This window comes from Mycobacterium sp. NPDC003323 (assembly GCF_053589535.1).
In genome coordinates this window covers 156,814-177,386 of sequence record NZ_JBSFSB010000007.1, presented here as the reverse complement: position 1 = coordinate 177,386, position 20,573 = coordinate 156,814, and the positions used below count along the sequence as shown (strand labels likewise).

Sequence of the window (20,573 nt, the reverse complement as noted above, 5' to 3'; positions counted from 1 at the left end):
TACCCGCGCGAGTCGCGCCGGTTCTGCTTGTCGCAAAGCACCTCGGCAAACGCTAGCCGTTGGGATCCTGCTGGGATTTGCGCCGTAATTCGGTTTGTTCGGCACTCCTTGGTGATGGCGCAGTGTAGGCCCGCAACGGAAAGTAGCGCAGCGCGGCACAAGTTTGCTGAAAGTGGACGCCCGCGACACGCAGGTCGCCTGTTCGGCTCATGGCCACGAATTCTCGCTAAGTAATCTGACGCGGAGGTTGACAATCGAACGGTGCCCGAACGATGTTTCGGAGCAAACTACAGTTGTAAGTTCGCAAGATTTTCAATCCGTATAGCGCACGATGCCTTAAGAAGCGCAGACATGCTCCAGGGACGTTTTGAAAGAATATGAGGTCAGAGCGCTTTTTCGACTACATCGGGCGGGCGTTACGGCGCTGGGGCGGGCAAATGCAAGTGAAAATCTGGGATCCGACCAGACAGCGGCCGCATCCGGCGATAACATCCTGATCACAGGCCAATTGTGGTGTCCGTCCTGAGAGGTTTCGCCAGTGAAGGTGTTTTGCCTTTATAGTCGGGACCGACATCCACTCTGGCAAACTGACATACCCGCACCGGGGGGCTTCGTGATAGCGGTAACAGCGTGCTCGCATAATCATGCCGGTTGGGTCGGCGGGCTGCGATCAACCGATGCGAGTTTCGTTGCAGGCGCAAGGACCAGTTTGCCGACTGACGGATTCGTTAATTTATTTGCTGGCGTGAGGGGGCTGTTGCAATGACCGGCGTTGTCGAGCCCGTTACTTCCGTTGAGCGGGGAATGCCGTTAGCTGCCAATCGCGATTCGCGTCCACTGGCTCTGGAAACCGCCCAACTGTTGGCTGGGTTTCCGATTGACGACGTCGCGGAACCAGAGGTAGCCGCGCCTCACGTTCTAGATCATCGGCGGGCACCTGACAGTCCGAAACTTGAACGCCGCGGCGGCTTGATGCCGTACCTTGGTCGGGTTCGCGCATGGATGGTCGTTCCGGCTGTCGATTTCGCGATGATGGTCGCGCCTTTGGCATGGCGCCCGCCCCAACCGTTGACCGTAGTGACGATGGCCGTCCTGGGTACTTTACTTCTCACAGGCGGTGGACGTTATGTAGCGCGCCTGCACCTGAGTGTTCTCGACGAGTTGCCGACGCTCATAACACGACTGCTCGCGGCGGTGGCGGCGGTGGCAGCGGTGGTGCTGTTTCTCCACCAAAAGACGCAGGTTCAGATTTTCCTCGAAACGGCTTGCCAGGCTGTCGGACTGGTCATCGTCGGCCGTGTCTTAACTACTCGGCTTTGTGCGATCGGTCGGCGATACGGGATTGCGCAACATCACACAGTGCTGGTGGGCGGCGGTCCGGTGGCTGCGGAGTTGGCGCGGACCCTTTCTCAGCATCGCGATTACGGATTGGTCGTTGATGGATTTGTCGACGACGACGACAAATGCCCCGCAGAGAATTACGTTCCGCGGCTGGGCCGGCTCTCGGATCTCGACATGGCGGTAGTCACGGTTGGTGCGGACACTGTCCTCGTAGCTGACGGCGGTTTCGACGAGACCGACTTGATCGAAGCGGTGCGAACTAAGGAGTGCCTGAACGCTGAGCTCTTGGTAGTGCCGCGGATGCACCACTTCCACACATTGACCGGGATGGCGGATCACATCGGCTCAATCCCGATCATGCGTATCAGGAATCCGAACTTGCGCGGCCCCGCTCGATTGATCAAGCGCCTCTTCGACATCGTCAGTTCCGCTGCAGCGCTCATTGTGCTGTCACCCATACTCGCTGCGGCTGCACTGGCGGTGCGGCTCGAGGGCGGCCCAGGAGTCATCTTCAGACAGGTCCGAGTGGGCCGCGACGGCAAGCAATTCGAGCTTCTCAAGTTCCGCTCCATGCGGCCGGCGAACGAGGCGGAGTCTCAGACTCAGTGGAGCGTGGCCACCGACAATCGCGTCGGACCGATCGGTCGATTCCTGCGGTGTACGTCGATCGACGAGTTGCCCCAGCTGTGGAACATCCTTCGTGGCGACATGACAGTGGTGGGGCCGCGCCCGGAGCGACCCCATTTCGTGGAGCAGTTCTCGACCCAGTTCGATCGTTACGCGCACCGGCACCGCGTGCAGGTGGGCCTCACAGGGTTCGCGCAAGTCAGTGGCCTGCGCGGTGACACGTCGATCGCCGATCGCGCTCGCTACGACAACTTCTATATCGAGAACTGGTCACTGTGGCTGGATATCAAGATCATTCTCCGGACCTTCCGGGAAGTCATCTTGTACCGCGGCCGATGAAACGTCAGAGCCAGCCAGGGGGCGCGAGTAAGTCGTGACAGACACGTATGTGCGAATGAGTTCGCAGGCGCCATCAGCGGTGCTCGAAGGGGGCGCCGACGTGTGCATCCTGAGCCTGCACTACCCGCCGGAGACAACCGGGAACGCTCCGTACACCGGGGCGTTGGCCGCTGGCCTCGCTGCGCGGTCGCACCACGTGAGTGCCTACGTGGCTCATCCGCATTACCCAGAGTGGAAGGTCCGGGCGGGGTACGGGCAATGGCGGAGCACGGAGGTCATCGACGGAGTGACGGTGCACCGCATGCGCCACTACGTGCCGCAGCCACCGAGAGGGCTTCGGCGACTGGCCTCCGAGATCAGTTTCGGTATCAGGCTGCTAGCAAGTAGATTCCGCTCCAACGGCGTCGTGGTGGCGGTGACACCGGCGCTGTTCGCGACCGCCTTGGCCGCGCTTCGGGTGCGCATAATGCGCACTCGCCCAGCACTGGTCATCTGGGTTCAGGACATTTACACGCTCGGAATGACCGAGACCAAGGAGGGCGGCGGCCTGTCCTCCCAAGTCACACGATTCGTCGAGCGGCTTGTACTTCGATCGGCCGACCGAGTCGTCGTCATCCACCCGCGATTCGCGGACTACATATCTACTGAACTCGGCGTCGATCCACGCCGCATCACCGTGATCAGAAACTGGACGCACCTGAAACCGGCTCAACCCATGACCAAGTTGGAAGCGCGTACCACGATCAACTGGCCGGTTGACCGTCTGCTCGTGGTACACACCGGGAACATGGGCGCAAAGCAAGGTTTGGACAACGTCGTCGAGACCGCGCGACTCGCCGACGCCTGTAGTGCACCGATCGAGTTCATACTTGTGGGCGATGGCAGCGAACGGGCTCGCTTAGAGCAATTGGCCGAGGGAGTTGAACGGATCACGTTCGTTGATCCCCTCGATGACGCAAGCTATCGCTGTGCCCTAGCTGCCGCTGATTGCCTCTTGGTCAATGAACTGCCCGGGGTGGCGAACATGGCGGTACCGAGCAAGCTGACGTCCTACTTTGATGCCGGCCGGCCTGTCGTAGCTGCCACAGAGATCGACGGAATCACTGCAAGTGAGGTCCGCCAGGCCAATGCCGGGGTAGTAGTGGAAGCCGGTGATCCCCAGGCCCTTCTCACTGCGGCGCTGGCCATTTCGCAGGACTCTGAGCGAAGTGCGGACTGTGGCATCAACGCACGACGCTTCTGTAAGGAACGGTTATCCTCCGATTCGGCGATCGGTGCGTTCGAGCAGGTTCTCCAGGAGGTGGCGGGCATGACGAACAGCAACGCCGTTCGATCAAGCGCCGACGGCATGCATCGTCAAGCGGGATGACGGCGTACCGACGATGAGCGCCGATAGTCGAAACAGAATTGGAGTAATGCGTTGACCGAGGCTCGAAATGGGGGTCGACCGGCCACGGTCGCTGATGAGCACCGCCGCGCTGTAGAAGATTCTCAAGATGCTTCCCATGGGGACGGTCACGATTACATTGTGGGAAGTCCGCATCTGCGGCACGCGGCGCTGCGCACGCGGATCGACGAACGGATTGCGCGCACCGTTGAAGCCGTGCTGCACAGGCAGGGGCACTGTTCCGTGCTGGAGATTGGGGCGGGACACGGTTCCTTCACAGATACCGTCCTTCGTGCAGGTGGGTCGGCGACCATCACTGAAATGTCCAAGGCCAGCGCTGATTTCCTCACCCGAAAGTTCAGCGACAACACACATGTGCGGGTTCTGTATGACACCGACGGCGATGCGCCATTCCACGAGTCTGAACAGTACGACGTAATCCTGCTCATCTCGGTCATCCACCACATGCCTGATTACGAAGCCGTAATTACGAAGCTGTGCGATACCGTTCTGCGCCCAGGAGGCGCGGTGGTGACTTTCCAAGACCCGCTGTGGTATCCGCGTCAGAAGCGGTTGGACCGGGCGTTGTCTTGGGGCTCATACTTCGCGTGGCGACTGACCCAGGGTGAGCTCCGCAGAGGATTGGCAACTAGATGGCGCCGATTGCGTGGCAGCTATTCAGAGACCGAGCCATCGGATCTGGTCGAATACCACGTCGTACGGGACGGCGTCGACGACCTTGGGCTGTATGAGCTGTTGCAGAATCGGTTTATCGATGTCGAAGTCGATCGGTACTTCTCGACGCAGTCACCGCAACTGCAATCCTTGGGCAGTAAGTTATTTCCGGCCAATACTTTTGGGCTCTTGGCTCGTGGCCGGAGGTAGGTTCCGTAGCTGAATGATGAAGATCTGCTTCTTTATTCCGAGTCTTGGTGACGGTGGTGCGCAACGGCAGTGCATCGCGCTGCTCAACGCTTTGCAGGCTGAGGGCGGAGCTGAACTGCACCTCATTCTGCTCGACACTGGGGTCCACGATGCTAGCCTCGAAACCTCGCGGCTAAACGTTCACCGAACTCAAGTAAACAACTTCGCCAGCCCGCTCGCGCTGGCGTTCGTTATACGTACATTGCGCCAAGTGCGTCCGGACGTGCTTATTTCGTGGCTGCATCCGGCGGACATTTGGGCGTATGCGGCGACGCGAATCGTTCGGGGCGTGCCTTGGGTGATCACCGAGCGTGGATCCGTCTACCCGAACACCTTCATGTTCAATCTCCGAAAAAGGCTGGGGCGCCGTGCGCAGCTGGTGATTCCCAACTCGGAAGCCGGCGACCGGCTCTGGCGCGCTATCAGGCCGCGCGGCGAGATTCGGGTTATCTCGAACATGACACTTGATCCGTGCGTCTCGACCGCCGGTCGCGATCGGTCGGATGCTACGGATTGCCTCTGCGTTGGCAGGTTGGAACCGGAAAAGAACTTCGTCGGAGCGGCCGCCGCTTTCGCTGCGTTTGCTGCAACGTGTGCAGACGCACGACTCAAGGTGGCTGGAGAAGGGTCGGAAGCCGCTGAAGTTGAACGCACCGCCGGAGCGGGCGGGGTACCTGGCCGCGTTGACATGCTCGGCTTTCGTAGGGACGTGCCGCTGCTCATGTCCCAGTCGCGAATCTTCCTTTCCCTCAGCCACCACGAGGGCATGCCGAATGGAGTGATGGAAGCAATCGCTGCCGATCTTCCAGCCGTCGTTTCCGACATACCTGAGCACCGGGCTCTTCTCGGGGACAACTATCCGTATTACGTCGACAGACATTCGTCGGACGCAGATGCCGCGGCGGTCATCGCGAAGGCATGGAAAGTTGGCAACTGCGGCGACGTCTACGGCTATGCAAGAGAAGTTCTCGAGTCCATGCAGCCGGAACGCATTGCGCGCGATTACATGAACGCGTTCGGGGACGTGGTCGGGCGAGCACGTTTGGGTGCCGCATCGCGCTAATACTTGTTGATCGGGCCGTTTTTCGTCTCTCGCGATAAGTGTCGACACCTCATTTGAGGATGCGCCCTACACTCGATAACCGTGATCAAAGTGCAGGAAGAGACGTGAAGAGTGGACTCAGGTACACGCCGTAACTTCGCTGCTTACTACGCGAATTTCATCGTCGTTGCAGCGGCCGGGTTCATCGTGAACCCGATACTTCTCGGTGCGCTAGGCCCGGTGATGTTTGGCATCTGGAAATCGCTGCAAAGATATCTTGACTTTGCAACAGTTGCGGACGGTCGTGCGTCGCAGGCGCTTAAGTGGATCGTAGCAAGCCGACGCGATCTTTCGGATCAGGAGCTGCGTCGAGATGTCGGTGCCGCGGTGATCATATGGTTCCGCTGGCTGCCGGTTGCGCTCACGCTCGCTGTGGGCGTGACCATCGCGATGCCTGTCCTTATTAAGGACATACCTCCCGACGCGAAGCAACTCGCTTACTCGGTGGCAGCGATCCTGGCAGCCAACACTCTCCTTGCTGGCGTTTTGACCATCCCCGACTCCGTCCTTGTTGGTGTGAATCAAGGCTATCGATCAATGATTGTCAATACCGCTACGGTCATCGCAACGAATACTGCGATGGTCGCTGCGGCAATGATGGGTTACCCACTCTGGTCGTTGGCGGCCTTCGTGCTACTTGGTGCTGTATTCAACTTCGTCATCAATCGACAGATTGTGAAGCGGGCTGTTCCGTGGTGGGGTCTGGCAAGACCGGAACGGTCTGATCTCCGCCGAGTGTTCAGTTACAGCACTTGGACTCTCGGGTGGGTCGCGGTAGATAAGCTGTTTGTGGCGTCGGAACTGATCATCATCAGCGTGATGATCGGAGTCACTGGTGTAACGCAGTACACGTTCACGACATACGTGATGCAGTTCGTGACATCAATCGCGCTGATCACGGCAAGTGGGTTCATGCCAACACTAGGGTCGCAACTCGCAAGGTCTGATCTCGATGCTGCGGCCGAACGGTCTCGCTCGGTTCGGCACCTCGTCCTTGGTGTCGCGGTCATCGGCAGCAGCGCAGTTCTAGCTCTCAACGGTGCGTTTGTTGATTGGTGGGTTGGCCCGGCCCAGTACATGGGAACCGTCCTCAACGCGCTGCTCGTCATCTGCGGGCTGCAGCTCGCGAGCATTCGTGTTGACGGTCAGATACTTGATGTGACGATGCGAATCGCTCCGAAGGTCCTCTTCGGACTAGGCGTGAGCATCGGAGGAATCCTGGTGGGCTGCCTCGTCTATTTCACAACGAACAGTTTGGTCCTCGCGCTGGCCGCTGTCATCCTTGTCCGTTCGGTATGCAATCTCGCCTTTCCGTGCCTGGTGGCCAGGTCTGTGAAAGGATCTGCCCTTCCCTGGTGGCCAAAGCTTCTCGCGATTTCGTTGCTTCTCGTGTCGTTCGGCATCGGCCCAGTGATCCAGGCTCAAGCGGCCCCCATTGCGGTACCGCTCGCTGTTGGCTGGACGATCCTGGCTGGGGCTGCAGCTTGGTTCGGCTTGATTCCCCGCGCCACAGTCCGTGCGCTTCTAGCTCGAGGGGCGTCGCGATGAATGGTTGCCCAAGGTTGGCATACTGGCGATCGGCTGAGTTGCGCCAAGTTTTGGCTGTCAGGGCCGCTCCGGCGTCGCGCATTCTCGAACATCGACTCAGGCGGAGATTTACGTTGTGGCACAGCGAATCACTCCGTTGTGGGATAGCGTCGGCACGAAGCTCCGCCGCTAGTGTGGCTGTGGGGTCCGTAGGGGAACACGTCGAAGCATGCAGCTTCTACAACGAACAGAGACACAGCGTGACCAAGGGGAGGAGGAGGGGATGTTGGGCGAACTCGTGAACAATGTCCTCAATCACGGATGAGACTCAAACATGAGCTTCGCCAACTCATTCAGCGTTTCGGTGTCGACATCGTCCGCTATCCACTGCACGATCCGATGGCACGTATCGTGCAGCTACTGAAGCATCACCGTATCGACTGCGTGGTTGATGTGGGTGCGAACGATGGCGGATTTGCTACGACGATAAGGGGGCTTGGCTACACCGACCACATTGTCTCCTTCGAGCCTCTTGGGCGACCCTTCGAAGCGCTGCGCAAGAAGTCGGTGGGTGATACGAACTGGGATGTGGTACGGACAGCGGTTGGAAGCCAAAAAGGTCACGTAACAATCAATGTTGCTGGCAATGACGGTCTTTCTAGTTCGGTACTCCCGATGTTGGATACGCATGCCGAGGTTGCCCCGGACTCGCGCTACATCGGCTCCGAGACAGCTGAACAGGATCGTCTCGATCGGTTGCTACCTCCATTCGGCATCACGTCTAGAAGTCGTACATATCTGAAGATCGACGTTCAAGGTTACGAAGGCGCCGTGCTGGACGGAGCGGAAGAACTTCTCAGATCCGGTGCGATCATGGGATTGCAACTAGAACTGTCGCTCGTGCCACTCTATGAGGGCGCCATGACATACCGCGAAGGCCTCGATCGAGCAGAGGCGCTGGGAATGACCCTAATGGGCCTTGACCCGGTATTCGCCGACGCCAAGACAGGTCAACTGCTTCAAGCTGACGCGGTCTTCTTCGCCGCGTGACACTCGACGGTTACAGCGGTGGCGCCGGCAAGGCACAGCCCGATTTGCGTATCGCGATGATAGGGCCGCTGCCCCCACCGGTCGACGGGCAGTCGATCGTTATGAGTCATTTGTCCTCTCGGCTATCAGCGCACTTTCGCAACCTCCACCTGGCCGATACAGCAGATCGATCGACAGGTTGGTGGCGTCCTCTTAGCAAAGTGACACGCTCGATCGCCGCATGTCGCACAGTCTTCGGCTCAGACGTTGTGTACGTAGCGGTTAAGGCCGATCGAGGAATGTGGCTGACGACCGCCACAGTCGGCATAGCGCGGCTCGCTAGGACAAAGATCTTCCTGCATCACCACTCCTACACCTACGTCCGCCGAAGAAGGACGCGCATGGTCGCGCTGGCGAAGGTGGCAGGAAAGGGGGCGCGGCATATCGTACTGTCGCAGATGATGGCCAAGGACCTTCGCGCCACCATGCCAGAGATACGCCAAACCCTAATCATTGGGAACGCAGCTCTCGTTGATCAATCGCTGCTGGATCTGCCGCTGAAGGCCGATCAGGACCGGATCGTGCTCGGGCATCTGAGCAACCTCTATCTGGATAAGGGCATAGCCGAGGTTGTGGAACTAGCCATCAGGTTGCATCGGGCAGGATGCGAGTTGCGGCTCATCGTCGGGGGGCCGGTCGCCGAATCAGCTGCACAAGACCACTTGGAACGTGCCGCCAGCTTGCTTGGACACCGCTTCGAGTACCGCGGACGTCTTAATGGCTCTGAAAAGCACGAGTTCTTCAACGAGATCACGCATTTTGTGTTTCCGTCAGCGTACGCGCACGAGTCTGTGCCGCTGGTCTTGTACGAAGCAATGGCGGCCGGCGTTGTTTGCGTGGCTACGAGGCGGGGATCGATCGCCGAGCAGTTGTCGGGTAGTCCGGGTGTGCTTGCCAGGAGCAGGGAGACTTTCGTCGAGGACGTGTTGCCAGTGATCAGCAAGATGGCGGCTTCGTCAAAGTCTTCCATGGAATCTCGTGAGTGCTACACCCGCGCTTTGGCGGAAGCCAACCTGAGCGTAGAGGAGTTCATTTCCGTCCTCCGACGAGGACACTAAGGCCGCGAAGCTAGCGACTATGGCATTGACTCACGATCTTGCCGACAGGCATGCGTGCGAATGTTGCTACTACGAGCGGTTCTTCGCCCACTCGACTGTGCGGGTGAGCCCGTCCTCGAAACTTACGAAAGGTCGGTAGTCAAGCAGCCGTTCGGCCTTCAAGATGTCCGCTTGCGAGTCGCGCACATCGCCCTCGCGCGGTGGGCCGTAGATCGGAGCTGGCAGTGGACCGAGCTTCGAATCTAGAACGGCCCAAGCATCGTTGAGCGATACGCGGCCGCCTGCTGCCACATTGATGATCTCGCCGGCAACTTCGGGCGCATTGACAGCCCTGAGGACTCCATCCACGACATTGTCGACAAAGGTGAAGTCCCGAGTTTGTGTCCCATCACCGTAGATCGTTGGAGCTGCGTCGGTGAGCGCGGCACGTATGAAGAGCGAAAGGACGCCCGAGTATGGCGATGAAGGGTGTTGGCGAGGCCCAAAAACGTTGAAGTACCGAATGGAAACCGTCTCGAGGCCGTATAATCTTGTGAACAGCTGGCAGTATGTTTCGCCTACCTGCTTCTGTAGCGCGTATGGAGAACGGGGGCTCGCAGGCATGCTCTCAACTTTGGGGAGAACTAAGGTGTCTCCGTATGCGGAGGAGGATGCCGCGTACACGACGCGACGTACCCCCTCATCCCGCGCAGCTAGCAACACGTTGAAAGTGCCGTCGATGTTGGCCGCATGAGAAGGTCGTGGAGTGGCAATTGACCTTGGTACAGAAGGGATCGCCGCTTGATGGAGCACAACGTGGCAACCACGAATCGCGGCGGCAATCTCGGCAGCATTCGTGATATCGCCCTGAATGAACTCGGCGCCCTGGGGGATGTTCTCTTCGAGGCCCGTGGACAAGTTGTCCATCACCCGAACCGCATGTCCGCGGGCGAGCGCCGCCTCAGCCAGGTGCGAGCCGATGAACCCAGCGCCGCCAGTGATCAAGTACGTTTCCAATTTGCGGCTCCCCTTATCGATTAGGAACTAACTTATATGTTGAACTCACCCGCATTTCATAGCCGCGAAGCTGCGGATCTTCACAAGAAACTAACTGCTCGCACCGCCAGGACGGCGGTGATTGGCCTCGGTTACGTTGGTTTGCCGCTCGCGGCAGAGTTCGGACATGCCGGCTTCACGGTTATCGGCATCGACGTCGATGAGCGCAAGTGCGATGCGATCAATCGTGGTGAATCTTACGTCCAAGATGTCCCGTCTTCAACGGTTTCGGGATTGGTCGGAGCCGACAAGCTGGCAGCGGTCTCGGATATCAGCGCAGCGGGTCCCCTGGACACGATCAATATCTGCGTGCCGACGCCCCTTCGCAAAACGAAGGATCCCGACCTTTCCTATGTCGTGTCGGCCGCGCATTTGGTAAAGCAGGTCCTTCGGCCTGGCATGCTAGTAATCCTTGAGTCCACAACGTATCCCGGTACTACCGAAGAGGTAGTGCTGGGCATTCTCGAAGAGACCGGCCTCACTGCCGGCGTAGACTTTTTTCTCGCGTTCTCGCCGGAACGAGTCGATCCGGGCAACAAGACCTGGAACACCAGAAACGTACCGAAGGTAGTGGGTGGTCTCACCTCGGACTGCTCGGAGCTCGCGGCCGCTTTGTATGGAGCATCAATCGAGAAGGTGGTCCAAGTCGGCTCGCCCCGTGCTGCCGAGATGGTGAAACTTTTGGAGAACACCTATAGGGCGATCAACATCGGGCTCGTCAATGAACTCGCCATGATGTGTGAGCGCATCGGGATCGATGCTTGGGAGGTCATAGACGCTGCCGCGACCAAGCCGTTCGGGTTTATGCCGTTCTATCCAGGTCCCGGCTTGGGTGGCCACTGCATCCCGATTGACCCGTTCTACCTTTCGTGGAAGGTGAAGGAAGTGGGCTTCGAAGCTCGCTTCATTGAGCTCGCGGGTCAAGTCAACGGGGCGATGCCCCGGCACGTGGTGGACAAGATTGCTGATGGGCTCAACGAACATGGGAAATCGATCAAGGGGAGCAGCATCTTCGTAATGGGTGTCGCGTATAAACGAGACATCAACGATGTGCGCGAGTCCCCGGCGCTGGATGTGATGGCCCTGCTATTGAATAAGGGCGCCCAGATCACGTACCACGACCCGTATGTGCCTCATATCGAGGGCGGGCACTGGAAAAGCGGGCTGCACTTGGATTCTTCCGCATATACGCCTGAAGCAGTATCGTCGGCAGACTGCGTGGTCATTCTTACCGACCATTCCGATTTCGACTACGCTGAGCTGGTATCGACGGCATCGTTGATTGTCGACACCCGCAACGTCATCAAAACTAGGTCGGCTAACGTGTTCAAGCTGGGCGCGCCGAATCCTGTCGCATGAACCCAAAGAGAGCCGCGCTAATGTGCGCTAGCGGGTTTTCGGCTGCGCGCTACTCAGCCAGTGGTGATTCATTCGTGCGGGGAGTCAGCGAGTTACGGCGCTCGCGCGCTGTTGTGTGCGAGTCAGACATGTTGAGGGTCTAATGGTCAAAGTTTCCCGGGAAGCTAACCTCCATGACCGGCGGTTTCGCATCCCTGTCGCGCTGGCGCTAGCTGTACTTGCTCTGCTGATTGCTTATTCTGTGGCGCCGGATGGCGCGAACTCGCTGATACTGTGGATTTGCTTGTTCGGCCAGTACGCCGTCGTGGTGGCAGCGATTTTTCGTCCGATCACCGTGTACCCAGGGATTCCCACCTTCGTAACGACCGAGTTCCTTTTCCAGTTTTTCTCGTACCTTATTTTCTTTTATCCGTACCAGCTCCACGTACTTGGCATTTACGATGTGTCGCAGAGCGTGTTCTTCCAGAATACTTTCGTTGATCAATCGAACCGGGCGATCATTCTTTCGCTGATAGGCACTCTGTCGTTCAGCGCAGGCATCAGAGCCATGGCGGTTCGGAATGAAAGTCTCGGCGATGGTGCCCGTGTGGGGCTTCTCGACCGTGTCTCGGTGGGGGCGTTGGCGGTCCCCGTGTTTGCGTTACAAGCACTTTTCATCGTCGCGTACGAGGCGTTCGGATGGCGAGCGGCCGGAGAAGGCAGGTATAGCGGTGAAGTAACGACCAGCCCTGTTGTTGAAGGGGTTTACCTAGCGATCATCGTTCTTTCAATGATCGCTGTTGCACTTCGAGTTCATCCGGCGTCGACTGGCGACCGAAGCTCAATTTTTCTCACACTCGCAGTTTTGACAGCTGTTTTCTGGTCAACGCGGCTTTTGCTCAGTGGAGATCGGAATGTCTTCCTGCTGATAGCAATTGTCGGGGTCGGTGGCCTGGTGAGCTTTCGAGTGCGTGTCGGAAGATGGCTATTGGTAGTTCTCGGAATTGTCGCGATTCCGATGTACAACGCGATTGAGGCCCTGAGGTCCGGAAGGATCAGATCGGTCTTCGATTTCTTCTCCGCCGAGGGCGCAGCGGCCGCCTCCTACGGTGGCGATACAAGTTTCAATATCACGACTATCGGCGTCCGTGCGGCGCTGGCGCGCGTACCAGAAGCGATTGACTTCGGATACGGCCTCTATAAGCTTGTCGGTGTAGCTGGCGTAATTCCGTTCATCCGCGGGCTCGTATTGCCATCCGATCTACCTCATTTGCAAAGTGCCGATGTGTTGGGTGACATCATGCTGGGTCCGCAGGCACGCTGGGGTGTCGGGTCGAATGTGGTAGTGGATGCATACGTCGACTTTGGTGTCATCGCTGTTCCGACGCTGCTCTTTGGTCTTGGTGCGTTCGTCGCTGTTGTACAACGCGCGATGATGCGGATGCCGGATTCTCCCTGGCGCACTGTGATGTACATGCTCACTCTGGCGTTCGTCGCCGAGATACCGCGTTATTCTCTCGATTTCCCCGTGCGTCCACTGGTCTGGACGTTGATGCTCTTCTTCGCGATCGCTGTGCTCGGGCGTTCTAATCATGCGCCGAATCGCAGATCAGGCACGATGAGGCCGGCCCACTAAGTGCGTAGAAACGCTGCGTTCGACCGGTACCAACTCACGGTGCGGTCCAACCCCTCGTGCAGACCAATCCGCGCCTTCCAGCCCGCGCGCGCGAGCTTCGTTACATCGAGGAGCTTCTGCGGTGTGCCGTCTGGCTTTGTTGCGTCCCAACAAGTCTTGCCGTTGTAGCCCACAACTGATGCGATTGTCTCGGCGATCTCACGGATTGTTGTGTCAGTCCCGCTGCCTACGTTCACTTGTTCCGGTCCGTCGTAATGTTCAAGCAGGTGCAAGCAAGCGTCTGCCATGTCGTCGGCATGCAGGAACTCGCGCCGAGGGGTGCCCGTTCCCCAGTTCGTCACGGACGCCGCCCCCGCGCTCACAGCTTCGTGATAGCGGCGAATCAGCGCCGGTATGACGTGCGAGCCCGTGGGAGAAAAGTTGTCATTGGGCCCGTACAGATTGGTCGGCATCGCGGAAATCCAAGGTAACCCGTCTTGGCGGCGTACCGCTTGAACGTGCAGGATGCCCGCGATCTTTGCAATGGCATACGCGTCGTTGGTTGGCTCGAGATGACCGGTGAGCAGTGACTCCTCGGCGATTGGCTGCGGAGCGAACTTTGGATATATGCAAGAAGATCCGAGGAAAAGGAGCCGCTCGACCTGTGCTTCTCGCGCCGCGTCGAGCACGTTGACCTGGATTCGGATGTTGTCGCTGATGAAGTCCACCGGTGAAGTGCTATTGGCCAAGATGCCGCCGACTTTGGCCGCAGCCAGCACGACGTACTGAGGCCGTGTCTGCCGGAACAAGTCGAATACAGACTTGCGGTCGCGCAGATCCACCTCGGCGGATGTCTTGGCGATGATGTTCTCGAAACCAGCGCGCTCCAGTCGCCGCACGATCGCCGAGCCAACTAGTCCGCGGTGTCCCGCGACATAGAAGGTTGCAGACCGACTCAGTTCGGCCGGGGAGTAGCTGTGCGCCTTCGTCACGGCGATGGTGCCCTCTCCGGGATCGGCGTCACCCAAGAATCCAGTTGGACGGTATCTATCCAAGGCGTTCCTGCATGAGACAGCGCCTCGATATCGGCGTCCACCATCAGGCGTGCCAAATCGTATCCGTCCACGGTCGGTACCCAATCCAGTTTCTTCGCAGCATATGAAGGGTCGCCAATCAACGCATCCACTTCTGTCGGACGCAGATAGCGCTGGTCAAACCGGACATGGTCTTCCCAGTCGAGCCCAGCATGCTCGAAGGCAATTTCTAGAAACTGCCGCACAGTGATTCCCACGCCGGTCGCCAGCACGAAGTCTTCCGGCTCGTCGGCCTGAAGCATCCGCCACATTCCGTCGACGTACTCCGGTGCGTAGCCCCAGTCTCTGACGGCATCCAGGTTGCCCATATAGAGGAACTGTTGTTGTCCCGCCTTGATGGCTGCGACCGCACGGGTGATCTTGCGAGTCACGAAAGTCTCGCCACGGCGCGGCGATTCATGATTGAAGAGGATGCCGTTGACTGCGAAGAGTCCGTACGCCTCGCGATAATTTTTGGTGATCCAGTAGCTATATAGCTTGGCAGCAGCGTATGGCGAGCGTGGATAGAAGGGTGTCTCCTCGTTCTGGGGAGGAGGGGTGGCACCGTACAGCTCTGACGAGGATGCCTGATAGAAGCGAGTTTTGATACCTGAGAGCCGTACGGCCTCCAACATCCGAATAGTGCCGGTCCCTGTGGTGTCGGCCGTATGTTCGGGTTCCTCGAAGGACACGCGCACATGAGATTGCGCGGCCAGGTTGTAGACCTCATCGGGGTCGATGCCAGCGAGCAGCGTGACAAGGCGAGCACCGTCGCTGAGGTCGCCGTAGTGCAGGAACAGTCGGGCGTCAGGTGAGTGTGGGTCGACGTAGAGGTGATCGATCCGCGATGTATTGAAAGTGGAGGCACGACGGATCAGCCCGTGCACCTCGTAACCCTTGCTCAACAAGAGCTCAGCCAAGTAGGAGCCGTCCTGACCGGTGATACCGGTGATGAGTGCACGTTTGGTCATGGTGACTTTCGAATTCGTTCCGTGACGGATGGAGCTACGAGGCAACTATTGTCTGCTCAACGTTTCCGTACGTACACATCAAGTATCGGCTGCACGTTGTCGGGCGAGTGTTTATTCATGAACTTGAAGAACCGATAGAGCCATGGTCGGCCGAAATGGTACGCCGGTTCTGGCGCTTTTCTGGTGACGAAGACATCGGCACGGTCTCCGTCGCGGAAGACGCGTTGCAAGTCGCGCCGCGTGTTCATCTTGTATTGGGTGGGAAACACGTCTTCGGGCTTGCGGTCCGGTTGACTGCGCGACAGGACCTTCACGTGAAACTTGTTAGGCACCATGCGTGCACTGACAGCGATGTATCCCCACTTGTTGGGTGTTGTGGCCGCAATGATGCCGTGAGGCTTGACGATTCGCAGCAGTTCCCGCGCAACGAAGTCAGGGTCGATGATGTGCTCGAACACCGACCGCGCGAAGACAATGTCGAACCGGTTGTCTTCGTACGGGAGTCGTTCGCCTTCACGTATCACGGTGGCTTGATCGAGGAACGGATTCTCCAAAACTACTGGATCGACATCGCATCCATCGAGATGCGCGCAGCGGCCTTTGAAGTTTCCGATGTCCCGACGATAAGCGATGTCATCATCGACGAGTGGTTCCCCACGACCGGCTCCGAAGTCCAGAATGACATCTTCAGGCCTAACGATGGCGGCTAGATGGCTATAGAAGGTAACGGTTCCATCGACGTGGCTCAGCCCGCTGATGTTTGCTTCGGGATAGAAGCGACGCTTCAGCTGATTCTCGTCCATAGCACACACCTAGGCGAATCCTGGAGTGTCTGGGTGCAAACGCCATCCGCTATCGGCATCGTAGTCGCCCCAAGTCACTCGAGCCCCCCGGTCTGAGGCAGTCGCACGGCCCCGGTCTCAGCGGTCCGAGAGGGCTTCTCGATCATCGGTGGGTTTTGCGGCTCCGGCTCATCAGGTTGCTTCACATGCCGCGGGCTCCGTGAAGGTTCTTCGCTGCCGTAGTACCGGTAGTTGTAGCTGTACGCGGAGCCATTCTTAGTCGGCATCATGGTAAAGACGGCACCGAGCAATCGCGCGCCTACGTCTTCGAGATTACCGACAGCGTGGCTGAATTGGTCGCGCTTGGTTTGGCCGTATCGAGCCATTATGAGAACGCCATCGGAACCCGCAGCCAGGATGGCAGCGTCAGTGACTGCCAGGAGTGGTGTCGAATCCACGATGACGTAGTCGAATTGGCCGGCCAACTCGGCGAGCATCTTCTGCGCGGTCTGTGATCCCAACAGCTCGCTAGGATTCGGAGGGATCGCACCTGAGGTGAGCACGCTCAACCCCGGGAAACGGGTTTTCTGCAGCGCTTCGGACAACGATGCTCCGCCACTGAGGACAGTACTGAAGCCGACGGTGCCGACCAGATTCAAGTACTTATGCAACGTGGGACGGCGAAGATCACCATCAACGAGCACGACGCTGTGCTCTGCTTCGGCCAAGGCAAGCGCAATGTTGATTGCAGTCGTGGATTTGCCCTCGCTGGGGACCGAACTAGTCAGGACGATGACACGCGGAGGGTTGTCGACGGCCAGGAACTGGAGATTCGTGCGGAGCTTTCGGAACGCCTCGGCGATGGGTGAGTTGTCGTTGTCAAACGCGATTGCCGCCTGCTTGCGGCGTTCCTTGTCCAGCGGAATGCCACCGACAAGTCCGGTGCCGGTGATCTCTTCCACCGTTTCTCGATCTTTTACGGTGTTGTCCAACGTATCTCGAAGTATTGCCAGTCCGACTCCTGCAAGTAGTCCCAGTGCGAGGCCTACGGCCAGATTACGCAGTGTGTTCGGCACAACTGGCGATTCTGGAATGGAGGCGCGCTGCTCGACGACGACCCGGGAATCGGGTATCGACCCATCTTCAGGGGTTTCCAGCTCACGCACCAACGCCACGAACTCATCGGACAGCGTGTTCGCGATGTCCCGAGCGGCAACAGGCGATTGATCAAGCACTTGGACCGTGATGAGGACGGTGTCGAGCTTGGCATTCGCAGTGACGTTCTCCTGCAGGTCCGCTGCAGTCATGTCAAGTCCAAGCTTGTCGATGGTCCGCTGTGCCAACGTCTGACCGGTCAACAGTTCTGCGTAGGACACCACGCGCTCTTGAGAGAAGCGGTTGCCCTGATACGTCTCAGCCAGTGACGAACCCGCTGTAGTCGAAACGAACAGGCGGGTGGAAGCTTGATAGAGCGGGGTCGTCAGCAGGGTGATCATCACGGCCCCCAGGACGGCCACAAGTATCGACACGCAAACCGTTACCCACCGATTGCGCAGAATCTTGATGTAGTCCAGAAGATTCAAAGCCGCCCCTTCACTGCTGGTTGACCTGATCCCCGTTTATGGTCAGCCGCTATCGCTGCCGTCGTTGCTCGCTGCATCACTACGGCGTGCATTCGGGCACTGATACTACGGGAGTTACGTCGTCCACCAATGGCTGAACGGGAACTCGGGCCGTTCCGGGATGTGTGGGTTCCGATAGTCGAAACGTCAGCTCACCGGACTTGCCAGGCGGAATCGCCACCTGAACTTCGAAGGTGGGGTGATTGCGCTCTTGCCCCGTGAACACCGGAATCTTCTCGCCGTTCGACAGGGCGCTTTCCAGCTTGGCGCCGGTCGTGCCGAGCAACCGAACCGAGGTCAGCATCGTCCCCTTCGGGAGGTCGATCGGTACCTCCGGATTCAGGCCGCCGGTGCCGGCTACGTAGTCCGGCAACTGAGACGCTTCGGCGGTGTTCTTTAATCGCACGGTGACCGTTGAGTTCCTGGTGTCGCCACCGCACCCATCGGCCACATACTCGATTTCCCGATTGAGGTAGTAATCCATCTTGTTGCCACCGAGATTGTTGATGACCACTTCGGCGTACGGTGCTGGATCGTCGGGAACGATGTGCGCCAGGGGTGTCTGCTCAAGGAGTTCCTGCGTTTCGAGATCTGAACTCCAGATCGAAATGCGGCCTTCACCAACTGATTTGCCGAGCGCGTCGAGCAGCGCTCGCGGTGATCCCACCGATGCCGTCATCCTCTGGACGACCGCGCTGGCTATGTCCTGGAGGTATTGCTTTCGCGCCACTTGATCGGTCGGAAACCGCGCATACGCCGTCGACTCGGTCAGCTCGACAACGTTGTCCTTGGTCACCTTCTCCCCGCCCGGCATGGTCACCGGACCGACGGCTCCCAAGATGTAGCTCAGTGCGAACGGGTCGATCGCGATGACTCCATCGACGTTGCTGCCGGTCTGTTGATCCCACATAGACTTCCAGATTTGAGCTGCGTACGGAAAGTGCGAGCTCAGGTTGCTGTTGCGGAAGTCACCGAACGGATTGGTGTAACCGTAGGTTTCTTGGAACTCCGCGCCCAGATCGACAGGACGGAATGCCATGTCAAGCTCGGTGTTGGCACCCAATGTATCGACGGTGCCCTGGCCGTTGTCGAAGCGCAGCACGCCGAAACCACCTAGCAATCCGCCTGTTCCACGCGCCTCGGCATTGGTTTGGAAGCCCATGAAGTATGAGCGTGGACCGTCGGCACCCATCATCATCGGCGCGAGGCGCGCGGCAAGAGATGTGTTCTGCAAAAGGTCGGCGATATCGGAGGTCTGGTGCTGCAGCTGTGCCCGTGCGTCCTTGAGTACCGAGACAAAAGTGGGGTCGCCGATACCTTGAGCCTTCACATTGAGCCGGCCCGCCGCCTGAGTTAGTTCGTCGAGCGTTGGCTGCTCGCTGCGCAGCACCTCGACATCGACTCTGCTGCCTTGCAGTAACCGGTCGGGGGCAAGCGCTGTTCCGGCAGCCGCGGCAGGCTTGAGAACATCGTCAGCCAGTCCCAACACCACGTCGGAGATCTGTTGGCCCGTCTCGAAGGGGCTACCCAACCACGGCACCGCCGACGCAATGTCCCACGGCAGCGAGTGCGTTGCTTTGCGCGCCTGCTGGGCATGAACCTGTGCCTCGTCGGCCAGTCGGACCGCACCTTCGGAATCGCCTTGTTGGAGAGCAGCTTTGGCCTGCTGCGCACTGGTGCGCGCCTGCTCCAGGGCCGATTTGGCATTGGAGCCTTCGACTGCGAGCCAGCCGCCAAAAGCCCCAACGCCAATCACCAGCACAGCGCCGCCCAACAGGAGCTCTCGTCGCCGGCGTTTCAGGATTGAGAATCGTCCATCGTGTTCATCTGGTGAGTCCATGCGGTTCTCACCGTCAGGGTTGCCCGTCCGCACTCAGCAGGCTTCCCGTTCCCGGCATGGACGCGAAGTGAATGCCCACGCCGGGACCTCTACGCTTTGTGGTGCGCGCAAAACTAGTCGCAGCCTCGGCCGACCGAGACCGTCGTGGTGCCGTACGGACCGATCTTGACCGAACCGCCCAACAGGCAGACCTCAAAGTTCAGGTTTTGGGTAAACCACCCGTACACGGGCTTCAAGAAACCGGGCACCAGGCTCATCGGCACGAACTCCAGCACGGTCGACCGGTCCGGCGGGTTCGGATTCGCCTGACCGATCCACCACAGATCGTTCTGGAAGATGCTGCGGACAATGCCGCCCGGCGTGGCGCTGGCCGCAGCCGACACGGACTTGGCCGCCGCGCCGGCGCACTCTGCGCCGGTGACGGTGACACAGTCGGATTCATCCAACTGACCGATCTGCCCACCGATCGAGCTCAGCGGCGCCGGGGCGGGCTGCGCCTGTGCGATTGTGGCCGGTGAAAGAGTTGCTGCGGCGGCGAGCGCGCACGAGGCCACACCCAAATTGATCTTGCGTGTTAGCGCTGACATTTGTCCCCCTTGTGTGGGCCTGAAAGTTGGCAAAAGCATCCCAGACTGGGAACTGACTGTCAACCTATAACCCCAGCTAGTGGTGCATGTTTTGCCGGAATGATCGCGATATCACAACTCGGTGATCCGTGGGCTCCGATCCTTGTTTACCGCCTTTTCGGATGGCCGAAATGGTTGCGAATTCATCGATCGCCGACTCATTTCAAAATCTGTCTACGAGTTTGCTGTGGGCTGTGCCGCTGCTGGGGGATCGCTCGTAGCTGAAGTCGTCTCATCGCGTGGAGCTGGATTCGACGTCGGCCGTATTCGGCGAGGT

General features: G+C 58.9%; 16 protein-coding genes. 9 read left to right on the top strand and 7 right to left on the bottom strand.

The features are described 5' to 3' along the window. Positions 1–762: 762 nt before the first annotated feature. The 7 genes from ACWDUN_RS18080 (at position 763) to ACWDUN_RS18050 (ending at position 9,394) form a co-directional block, all read left to right on the top strand. On the top strand, positions 763–2,307 hold the full coding sequence (locus ACWDUN_RS18080) for a sugar transferase (protein ID WP_449930992.1): 1,545 nt from the start codon (positions 763–765) through the stop codon (positions 2,305–2,307). Between the two features lie 55 nt (positions 2,308–2,362). Further along, positions 2,363–3,676, top strand: a complete 1,314-nt coding sequence (locus ACWDUN_RS18075) for a glycosyltransferase family 4 protein (RefSeq protein WP_449930990.1) — start codon at positions 2,363–2,365, stop codon at positions 3,674–3,676. A 159-nt stretch (positions 3,677–3,835) separates the two neighbouring features. After that, positions 3,836–4,579 (top strand): class I SAM-dependent methyltransferase, encoded by a 744-nt coding sequence (locus ACWDUN_RS18070; RefSeq protein WP_449930988.1) that lies wholly within the window; start codon positions 3,836–3,838, stop codon positions 4,577–4,579. A gap of 13 nt (positions 4,580–4,592) precedes the next feature. Beyond that, entirely contained in the window at positions 4,593–5,681 is a 1,089-nt protein-coding gene (locus tag ACWDUN_RS18065; protein WP_449930986.1) for a glycosyltransferase, read from the top strand. A 111-nt stretch (positions 5,682–5,792) separates the two neighbouring features. After that, the gene (locus tag ACWDUN_RS18060; RefSeq protein ID WP_449930984.1) at positions 5,793–7,268 is read left to right on the top strand and encodes a lipopolysaccharide biosynthesis protein; all 1,476 of its coding nucleotides are present in this window, start codon (positions 5,793–5,795) and stop codon (positions 7,266–7,268) included. A 300-nt stretch (positions 7,269–7,568) separates the two neighbouring features. Then, positions 7,569–8,297, top strand: a complete 729-nt coding sequence (locus ACWDUN_RS18055) for an FkbM family methyltransferase (protein ID WP_449930982.1) — start codon at positions 7,569–7,571, stop codon at positions 8,295–8,297. A 380-nt stretch (positions 8,298–8,677) separates the two neighbouring features. Next, entirely contained in the window at positions 8,678–9,394 is a 717-nt protein-coding gene (locus ACWDUN_RS18050; protein ID WP_449930980.1) for a glycosyltransferase family 4 protein, read from the top strand. A 69-nt stretch (positions 9,395–9,463) separates the two neighbouring features. On the opposite strand, the gene ACWDUN_RS18045 is transcribed toward ACWDUN_RS18050, so the two are convergent. Continuing rightward, complete coding sequence (locus ACWDUN_RS18045; RefSeq protein ID WP_449930978.1) at positions 9,464–10,390, bottom strand: SDR family oxidoreductase; 927 nt, start codon at positions 10,388–10,390, stop codon at positions 9,464–9,466. Positions 10,391–10,426: 36 nt separating this feature from the next. Here ACWDUN_RS18045 and ACWDUN_RS18040 point away from each other — a divergent pair, with 36 nt between their 5' ends. Together ACWDUN_RS18040 and ACWDUN_RS18035 are read left to right on the top strand one after the other, a co-directional pair. Next, on the top strand, positions 10,427–11,788 hold the full coding sequence (locus tag ACWDUN_RS18040; protein ID WP_449930977.1) for a nucleotide sugar dehydrogenase: 1,362 nt from the start codon (positions 10,427–10,429) through the stop codon (positions 11,786–11,788). Positions 11,789–11,930: 142 nt separating this feature from the next. Further along, positions 11,931–13,403 carry an oligosaccharide repeat unit polymerase gene (locus ACWDUN_RS18035; protein WP_449930975.1) on the top strand — a complete coding sequence of 491 codons (1,473 nt, stop codon included), beginning with the start codon at positions 11,931–11,933 and terminating at the stop codon, positions 13,401–13,403. Here ACWDUN_RS18035 and ACWDUN_RS18030 read toward each other — a convergent pair. The 6 genes from ACWDUN_RS18030 to ACWDUN_RS18005 form a co-directional block, all read right to left on the bottom strand. Then, the gene (locus ACWDUN_RS18030) at positions 13,400–14,410 is read right to left on the bottom strand and encodes a GDP-L-fucose synthase family protein (RefSeq protein WP_449930973.1); all 1,011 of its coding nucleotides are present in this window, start codon (positions 14,408–14,410) and stop codon (positions 13,400–13,402) included. The genes ACWDUN_RS18035 and ACWDUN_RS18030 overlap by 4 nt on opposite strands. Continuing rightward, positions 14,371–15,426 carry a GDP-mannose 4,6-dehydratase gene (gmd, locus tag ACWDUN_RS18025; protein WP_449930971.1) on the bottom strand — a complete coding sequence of 352 codons (1,056 nt, stop codon included), beginning with the start codon at positions 15,424–15,426 and terminating at the stop codon, positions 14,371–14,373. Before gmd ends, ACWDUN_RS18030 begins: the two co-directional genes overlap by 40 nt. 56 nt (positions 15,427–15,482) lie before the next feature. Beyond that, positions 15,483–16,229 carry a class I SAM-dependent methyltransferase gene (locus ACWDUN_RS18020; protein WP_449930969.1) on the bottom strand — a complete coding sequence of 249 codons (747 nt, stop codon included), beginning with the start codon at positions 16,227–16,229 and terminating at the stop codon, positions 15,483–15,485. Positions 16,230–16,303: 74 nt separating this feature from the next. Then, on the bottom strand, positions 16,304–17,791 hold the full coding sequence (locus ACWDUN_RS18015) for a polysaccharide biosynthesis tyrosine autokinase (RefSeq protein ID WP_449930967.1): 1,488 nt from the start codon (positions 17,789–17,791) through the stop codon (positions 16,304–16,306). A gap of 79 nt (positions 17,792–17,870) precedes the next feature. Further along, entirely contained in the window at positions 17,871–19,670 is a 1,800-nt protein-coding gene (locus tag ACWDUN_RS18010; RefSeq protein ID WP_449930965.1) for a DUF4012 domain-containing protein, read from the bottom strand. 113 nt (positions 19,671–19,783) lie between these two features. After that, entirely contained in the window at positions 19,784–20,224 is a 441-nt protein-coding gene (locus ACWDUN_RS18005) for a hypothetical protein (RefSeq protein ID WP_449930963.1), read from the bottom strand. Positions 20,225–20,573: the final 349 nt, after the last annotated feature.